General features: G+C 70.8%; 7 protein-coding genes. 1 reads left to right on the top strand and 6 read right to left on the bottom strand.

Annotated features, from left to right (window positions below):
- Positions 1–34: 34 nt before the first annotated feature.
- The 6 genes from L0B03_RS10590 to L0B03_RS10565 form a co-directional block, all read right to left on the bottom strand.
- Complete coding sequence (locus tag L0B03_RS10590; RefSeq protein WP_250445764.1) at positions 35–595, bottom strand: SpvB/TcaC N-terminal domain-containing protein; 561 nt, start codon at positions 593–595, stop codon at positions 35–37.
- A complete protein-coding gene (locus L0B03_RS10585; protein WP_250445763.1) occupies positions 541–1935 on the bottom strand; it encodes a hypothetical protein in 1395 nt (464 codons plus the stop codon). The genes L0B03_RS10590 and L0B03_RS10585 overlap by 55 nt, the downstream gene beginning before the upstream one ends.
- Positions 1935–4817 carry a LamG-like jellyroll fold domain-containing protein gene (locus tag L0B03_RS19575; protein WP_250445762.1) on the bottom strand — a complete coding sequence of 961 codons (2883 nt, stop codon included), beginning with the start codon at positions 4815–4817 and terminating at the stop codon, positions 1935–1937. Before L0B03_RS19575 ends, L0B03_RS10585 begins: the two co-directional genes overlap by 1 nt.
- Before the next feature lie 410 nt (positions 4818–5227).
- A complete protein-coding gene (locus L0B03_RS10575) occupies positions 5228–5731 on the bottom strand; it encodes a GNAT family N-acetyltransferase (RefSeq protein ID WP_250445761.1) in 504 nt (167 codons plus the stop codon).
- 22 nt (positions 5732–5753) lie between these two features.
- Positions 5754–6359: a hypothetical protein gene (locus L0B03_RS10570; RefSeq protein ID WP_250445760.1), complete on the bottom strand. Its 606-nt coding sequence runs from the start codon at positions 6357–6359 to the stop codon at positions 5754–5756.
- Between the two features lie 68 nt (positions 6360–6427).
- A complete protein-coding gene (locus L0B03_RS10565; RefSeq protein ID WP_250445759.1) occupies positions 6428–7420 on the bottom strand; it encodes a DMT family transporter in 993 nt (330 codons plus the stop codon).
- A 39-nt stretch (positions 7421–7459) separates the two neighbouring features.
- On the opposite strand from L0B03_RS10565, the gene L0B03_RS10560 reads away from it, so the two are divergent.
- Positions 7460–8032 (top strand): CGNR zinc finger domain-containing protein, encoded by a 573-nt coding sequence (locus tag L0B03_RS10560; RefSeq protein ID WP_250445758.1) that lies wholly within the window; start codon positions 7460–7462, stop codon positions 8030–8032.
- Positions 8033–8152: the final 120 nt, after the last annotated feature.

Raw genomic sequence — 8152 nt, 5'->3', positions numbered from 1 at the left:
AAGCCGACGTCACCCACCTAGCCTCCCGCGAGCCTCACCCCAGGTAAGGGAGACACGCCCTAGTCACCGAGGTGAAATCGACGACGGCCGGCGCCTTGCCACCGACATCAGACCCGCGACGCGTCCCGTACTCGATGCGTGCGAGGTACCCGCCTGGGTTGTAGTTGGCCGTGCCCGGACCCTCACCCACCTGGTAGGCCGCCGAGTCGCGAACGTAGCGATAGGTCATCGTGTTACCCAGCGGGTCCACGACGTAGTCGAGGTTCCACCGCCAGGCCTGCTGGCAGCGGGAGTCCTTGAAGGCCGGCGCGTAGCACCGTTCGCCGGGATGGTTGCCGAACACGGGGACGGTCCACGTCGAGTTGAGGCGCGTGTCCGCTTCCGTGCGCTTGTCCCGACCGAAGTAGTAGGCGGTGCCGTCGACGGTGGTGACGACCCAGTACTCCTTGTCGTCGTCGTCGGACCACCCGCCCGTCCGGTGCTCGACCCGAGCACCGTCGTCGTTCTTCGCGTGCCACTTCCCGCTGTCGGCATCCTTGATCAGCTCGACGGCGGTCCCGTTGAGGGAGAGCGTCGCGTTGTCGACCCCCAGCACAGGTCCCCCGTGGAGAGCTTCGCGTTGTTGGCGGCCTTCCCCGCCACCGGATCGCGGTCCTCCATGCACGGGAGGTACCGGCGCTCGACGTACCCCGTGGCCAGCTCGAAGCCCTCACCCACCCAGGAGGCCTGGTTGTTCGTCGATGCCACCCGGCCGTCCACCGCGGCGGAGGAGTACGAGATCGCCAGCTCGGGCGACGGTCCGCCCGGAACAGACGGCACCTGCAGCGGGTAGGACCACGTGAATGCCCCCGTCCCGCCCGACTGCCCCCACGCAGCAGACGGCGCCAGGCTCGTCGCCCCCCAGTCACCGGCCGGCCCTGCGGCTCCCGCCGTGATCGCGAGACTGGTCGAGGCCGCGGCCACCCGCGTGGTCTGCATCGAGGCCGTGGCGATCTCGGCCGTGCCCGGCTCCTCGCCCGATGCGGGCGCCTCCTCGCCCTCGGGCGCGGGAGTCTCCTCCTCAGGAGCAGGCGTCTCCGTACCCGCGTCTGGTGTGTCATCCCCAGGTGCTGGCGACTGGTCCTCGGCCTCCGGCTCTTCGTCCTCGGAGGTGGGGCCGTCCTGATCCGGGCCCGGCTCCTCCTCGTCGTCGGGGGCTGGAGCTGGCTCTTCCTCGCTGGCTAGGTCGATCGTCGCCGTCACGGTCTGCCCCGCAGGGTCGTTGACGGACGAGGTCAAGGGCACCGGCTGGCACTCCGGGGCCTCCGGCGTCTCAGCGGCGCACGCCGGCAGCTCGACGATCTGGAGGCGCGACGCCCAGTCACCACCCGAGACGCCGGCGAAGTCGGCGTAGGAGACGGTCACCTCGACCTGCGACTCATCCGACACACCGTCGGGGGAAGCGTCCGACACGTCGAGCAGGACGCCGGTCACGCCTGCCGTCTCCGCCTCGGCCGGGTCAGCGACGCGCAAGGTCACGGCCTCGGGCGACGCCTCACCGTCCACCGGGGCGAGGCTCACCGGCATCCCACCCACGGTGACGTCGTCGACCCCACCCTGAAGCACGACCGTCTGCTCGTCCGCCTCCGGGAGGTCAGCCGGGATCTCGGACTCGACGTCGTCGGCCGGCGGCTCCCAGGCCTCCGCGGTGAGCGGAGTTGCCTCCGCAGCCTCGCCGATCTCCAGCCCGTCGACCACGGCCGCCAGGTTGTCCTCGCGGGACTCCAGCGTGTCTAGCGTTCCGGGCGCCTCGGCAACCGTGGCCGCCTGGCTCGCTCCGGGGTCGAGCGCCATGAGCATGACCAGGGCACCCGCCACCCAGACAGCACCGATCCGGTGCTGCCATCGCCGGTGCCCCATCCGCCCCGCCCCTGCCGTCATCGCTCGCGCGCTCATCACTGGCCTGCCGTCGTGGTCGGGTCGAGCGCGGTCTCACCGGTCGTGAAGTCGTTGGCCTCGGCGCCCTGGCACATACGCCTGACCTTGGCGTCCGCGACCACCTCGCCCTTGAAGAGGCGGACGTTGTCGATCTGGCCGTCCCAACGGTCAGTCCGCAGGCCATCGACCTGACCGCGCCCGATCACCACCGGGCCGGGGGCCTGCCACATGGGGCTGGGGGCATTGGCCTGGGCCAGGACCGGCTCGCCGGCCGCCGGGGCCTCGGGGGTGCCGATGTCGCACACCCACAACCGCGCCTTGTTCTCCGAGGCGTCGTACTCAGCGGTCAGGTGCGTCCACTCGTTGAGCCGAGGCCGCACGGTCGAGTAGACCGTCCTCGCGACACCTCCGTCGGAGGTGTGCAGCACGAAGGCCCAGCAGCCCCCGGTCCACCCGGTGATCTCGCAGCCGCTCGGTCGGTACCCGACGCTCCAGGTGTTGGTCCAGGCCCCGTCCTGCGAGAGGGCGGTGCGGACCACGTCGCCCGTCTCGAGGCGCACGTGGGCGCTCATGACGAAGCTCGAGGTCGTGTCGAAGACGGGAGACTCCGTCGCTGCTGCGTCGTTCACACCGTCGAAGTCCAGCGCCCAGTCCTCAAGACGTGAGTCGAAGAGCGTGTGCGGCCCCTCCACCCACGTGGCGCCCGAGATCTTCAGGTCGCCCGCGGGATCGGCCTCGCCGTCGTCCTTGAAGGACTCGTCCGGTGCGGGGTTCTCGTTCGAGTCGAAGGTCCAGATGCCGTCCTCGCGGGCGGTCGCGACCTCGTAGGTGTAGCGGGTCGAGGCGGAGATGTTGCCCGCCTTGTCCTCAGACCGTACGGCGATGAAGTTGGTCCCTGTCGTGAGGGGATGACCGCTCGGGGTGCAGACGGTCGAGGTGCCGTCAGCGGCCAGCTTCGCCGTCGATCCGTACGTGGTCGCATTGAAGCTGTACTCGAAGTGCTTGACGTCCGAGGAGCCACCGCCGCTGAACTTGAAGCACCCGGTGAGGCCCTTGCCGCCGGTCTCGACATCGGTCGCGTAGACGGCCTTGATGTTGGAGTTCGGCCCGCTCGGCTTGACGGCCGAGACCTTCGGAGCGGCAGGCTTGGTGATGTCGACCGTGAACTCGCACCACCCCGTGTACGCGGAGTAGCGTCCGCTGCTGTCCTTGGACCGCGCCCGCCAGCGATAGGTAGCGCTGCTGAGCGTCCCGGCCGAGACGGTCTTCGTGTGGGTCGCGCCCGACCCCTGGCCCGCCGTCGTCGACGACCACTTCGACGTGCTGCCCTGGTACACCTGGAACGTCACCGCAGCGTTCTGGCCATCAGGGTCCTTCGCCACCACGGAGAGCTTGGGCGTGGTCGACGCGATGTACGGACGATCCGCCCCCGTCACACAGCTCTCGACCGTGGTCCCGACCGTGAGCTTCATGCTCGACGGCCGCGTGGGGGCACGGTTGTACTCGATGGAGAGCTTGGCGTTGTGGAGGTAGTAGCGCCGCCACGAGGTCATCGACGACTCGGTCGGCGACTTGAGCTCGAGAACCATGGTGCTCGACGTCCCGGCCACGGCCTTGGCTCCTGCGGTGGCGTCCCACTCGACCCAGCTGAGCCCACCGCACTGCCCCGGACGGTGATTCGGGTACCGAGTCGCGAGCTTCATGCGACTTGCAGGCTGGTTGCCCCAGGTCGTCACCGAGGAGATGCCGCTGGACATCAGGTGCAGCTCGAGGCTCTCGCCCGCGCAGTTGTAGGAGTGGGTTCCGTACGCGGAAAAGCTGGCCTCGATCACGTCGGCTGCCGCGAGCGACTTGAGGGTCGACATCCCGGTGAACTCCCAGAGCATCCTCGACCGGAAGTCCGCGTCGCACCCCCCTGACCTGAGGCACAGGCCGACACCCTCGTGGGCCGTGGTCTTGTACTTCGGCCCGTAGGCCGTCCGGATCACCGTCCACTCGTGCCGCGTGACACCGGATACGGGCGGGTCGATCGCGATGGGCCAGGTGGTCTCCGGATCCACGATCATCTCCTCGTCGGCCTTGACGAGGAGCGTCTGATCGGCGGCCGCCTCGACCTCCAGGCTGGCGACGAGGTCACCGGCCTGCAGTGGCGGAGCAAGATCACCGAAAGGCACGGCCTCATCCGCCGACGACTCGTCAGTCGAGAGTGCGTCGGCGTCGAGATCGTCGGTCCCCGGCTCCACCACGCCCGAGCTGTCCCACTGCAAGGCCTCACCGCCGGCGAAGACCATGTCCCCCGTCTCGGCGTCCACGGCTTCGAACCCGCCCGTCTCAGGTGCCACGTCGAGCACAAGGTCCTCCGAGGCACTGATCTCGAAGGCGACCTCGCCGCCCTCCGCAGCGCGGGTGAGCTCCGCATAGGCCTCGGGGTCCTCGACCTCGATCACCGGGGTGACGCCCGAGGCGTCGGGGTGCACCTGCGTCGTGAGCACCGCGCCGTCGATCGGCGTGCCGGATCCGTCAAGAAGCGGCCATGAGACGCTCGCCCCATCGATGGCAGGCGTACCCAGCTCGACGGGGACATCCATCGAGATCGTCGAGCCGCCGGCCTCGATCGAGAGGAAGCCCTCGGCGTCGGTGGGGTCGAGAGTGATGTCGTAGAGCGGCGAGGCAACCCTGAGCTCTCCCGACGCCGGGTCGACGACGACCGTGGGATCCACCGGGGCCCAGTCACCCGTGATGTCGGTGCGCACCGCCCCGGCGCTGAGGTCCTCGCGGACCGTGCTTTCCGGCGTAGCGACCAAGGCCGACCACGGATCGTATGACTCGATGGCCGCGACGTCGTGACCGCACTCGACCGCGAGCGCGGCAGCCTCGTCCAGCGTGGGTACCTCGGTCACCGAGCAGTCTGTCGGCTCGGTCTCAGTTGTCGGGGAGGGGGACTCGTCGACGACGGCCCACGCTGCTCCTGCGATCAGGACGACGCCTACTCCTCCGGCGATCCCGCGCTGCCCACGACTGACCCAAGACCTACGCACGACTGCCCCGATTCGCGTCCAGACGTCCCCCGTCGGACGCGCCGAACCGGCAGATCCCCCTGAGACTCGCCGGAGCGGACCGAGTGGGTCAGCGCATCAGGCCTGGCGGGAAGTTAGCAGTGCTGTGACCCGATCCGACAGTAGGCACGTTCGAAGATCGCCCGCTTGGAGTACACGTGTGTATCGGGATCGTCGGACGGGTCTCGCGCGTGGAGCACAGCCTGGCGCGGCCGCGCCATGAGAGACGAGATGTGGCTCGCCCTACCCTGACGTCAGGGCTGCGCAGCCAGGCCCCGCACCATCACCGCACTCACGTACCGCTTGCCCGGCCAGGAGATCCGCTCGACCTCCGCGAACCCCCACCGCTGGTACAGCTCAACCAGGTGCGTGGCTGGCACCGCGGTGTCGAGCCCGACGTGCGTCGCCCCGACGCGCTGAGCCCAGGCTCGCCCCTGAGCCCACAGCCGCGAGGCCACGCCCGTCCCCCGCCGTGACGGGTCGACGGCGAGCTGGTTGAGCCAGGCACGGCCCGGTCGCCGCGCCTCCGCGCTGAGACCCTGCAGCTCGTCACCCGGCGGCATCGACATGGTGAGGCTCCCCAAGAGCCCCGCCTCGTCCTCGACCACCCACGTCTGACCGGCGGACGCGCGGGCGAGGGTCGTCGCCTCGTCCTGGTCGACCGCCGTGAAGTTCAGGCCACGCTCCCCGAGCTCGGCGTACGCCCGGTGCAGCAGGGCGGTCAGGGCCGGGGCGTCACCCGCCACGAAGGGCCTCATCACCACACCCACACCAGCCTCCTCAGCGCAGCATCCCGCCACCCGCCGCACCGGCCCCGCCGGCCTTGGCCAGTCGGGTGACGGTATGCGTGATCCGGCCCGCCAGGGGCGAGGTCCGGGCATCGCCCCCCGACTCGACGTGGGCCGCCTGCGCGCGCAGCTCGCTCGCGACAGCGCGGGCTCCGATCACGCGGTGCTCCTCGAGGGCGTCGGCGAGCTCCCGCAGCACGGGCCCGGGCAGGGACTTCTCGACGTACTCCGTGAGCGACAGCACCGCGACGAACACTCGCCGCCGGGCACCGTCGCCCCGCAGCCCGAGCAGCAGGGTCCCCCCGCGGTTGTTGACCAGCTCGGCCCGGGTCCCACGCTCCAACGCCACCCGTCGACGCAGGACCCCGAGGCAGGCCTTCTCGACGATCCCGGCCCCGCGGTCGAGCCACGTCCTGAGAGTCAGGAGCGCCGCGATCGCGAGGCCGAGGAGGAGGAGCACCGCCACGCCGATCAGCAGAAGGTCCGGCTGGACCACGACCTGCGAGGCCGTCACCAGCACGAGGCCGATCACGGTCGCCACGCCCCAGCGCAGTGCTGACCGCGACGTCAGCGTCGGGATGCGGGTCCGGTCCGCCATCGATGCCCCCTCGTCGTCGCCAGCGAGCATAGCCAGGGTCGTCCGAGCAGCACCGTCAGATCAGCCCGTCAGAGCACCGCCCCGGCGACCGGCTCGGGTGCCCGCGCGACCCTCGTCTCGCCCAGCTTGACCACCACGACCCCGGCCATGATCAGCAGGCCGCCGAGCAGCTGGACGGTCCGCGGCAGCTCGCCGAGCAGCACCCACGCGAAGCCGATCGCGGCGACCACCTCGAGCAGGGCCACGAAGGAGGTCAGCCGCGACCCGAGGCGTCGTCCGGCGGCGATGCCCGTGGTGTAGGCGATGGCTGCGGTGACGACACCCAGCACCACCAGCGGCACCCACCACTCGACGGTGCGGCCGTCGTAGACGGCGGGGGCCGTCGAGGCCGTCATGGGCAGCACGCCGACCAGGCCGAGCAGCCCGAGGACCAGGCTGCCGACCACGAGCCCGCCCGCGGCGAGGGTCAGGGGCGGCAGACCGTTGCCCTCGTCGGCCGAGATGATGAAGTAGGCCGTCGCCCCGACCATGGCGCCCAGGGCCCACAGCACGCCGACGGGGTTGAGTGCGGCGCCGGTGATGAGGTCGAGCACGAGCACCAGGCCCAGGGCCGCGAGCCCGGCCCCGACCAGGGTCATCAGGCTGGGCCGCTGGTGGTGACGCAGCCACATCCAGACGACCACCGCGGCCGGCGAGGTGTACTCGATCAGCAGCGCGGGCCCCACCTGCATGTACTGCACGGCCGAGAAGTAGCAGAACTGGGCGCCCGCGACCGCGAGCACCCCGTACATGACGATCAGCCCGGTGTTGCGGCGCAGCAGCGACCACCGCCCCCGCAGGGCGATGAGCCCGAAGGGCACGACGACGAGGGCCGCGAGCCCGACCCGCACCAGGACCACCGCGCCCGGGCTCCACCCGGTGTCCAGCAGCCCTCGCGCCCAGGCCCCGGACATCCCGAAGGCCGCAGCGGACGCGATGGCGAAGCCCAGCCCCGCCGCGAGGCGCGAGGGCGGTGCGCTCACCGGTCCGGCGGAGGTCACGTCAGGGGCCACAGTCGTCATGGGTCCTGACGCTAGAGCCGCGTCGAGTAATGTGTCAACATGCTTTTCGCTCATGAGACCGAGCTCGCCCTGCAGGCCGCCGTCGTCCTGGCCAACAGCGCCGAGCCACCGGACACCATGACCACCGTCACCGAGCTCGACGCCTTCTTCACCGAGTACCTCTACACCGGCCGTCACGACCACGACGCCACCGAGCTCGAGGAGGTCCGGGCCCTGCGCCCGGCCCTGCGCCGCCTGCTGACCAGCGACGCCGAAGCCGCCGCCGCGCAGGTCAACGCGATGCTCTCGAGGGCCCGCGCCACCCCGCGCCTGGTGCGCCACGGCAGCTTCGACTGGCACATCCACGCCACCGACGACGACGAGCCCCTGGTCACCCGGATCATCGTCGAGACCGCGATGGCCATGATCGACCTGATCCGCGCCGACGAGCTCTCCCGCCTCGACCTGTGCGCCGACGCCGACTGCGAGGGCATCGTGCTCGACCTGTCCCGCAACCGCTCACGCCGGTACTGCAGCATCACCTGCGGCAACCGCAACGCCGCCGCGGCCTACCGGGCCCGCCAGTCCCAGCAGACCCAGCCGGCCCAGACCCAGCCGGCCCAGGACCGGTAGGCCCAGCCCCGAGGCCTCAGGCTCCAGCCCCGGGCTACTGTGCCTGCGTGCCCACCCCGCCACCCCGCCCGACGACGCCCCCCGAGCCCGCCCTCCCCCACACCGACGGCTTCGCGGCCC

This window comes from Actinotalea sp. C106 (assembly GCF_023630195.1).
Taxonomy (GTDB): domain Bacteria; phylum Actinomycetota; class Actinomycetes; order Actinomycetales; family Cellulomonadaceae; genus Actinotalea.
Note: the sequence above shows the minus strand (reverse complement) of the source record. Positions and strands in the feature narration are given on the sequence as shown.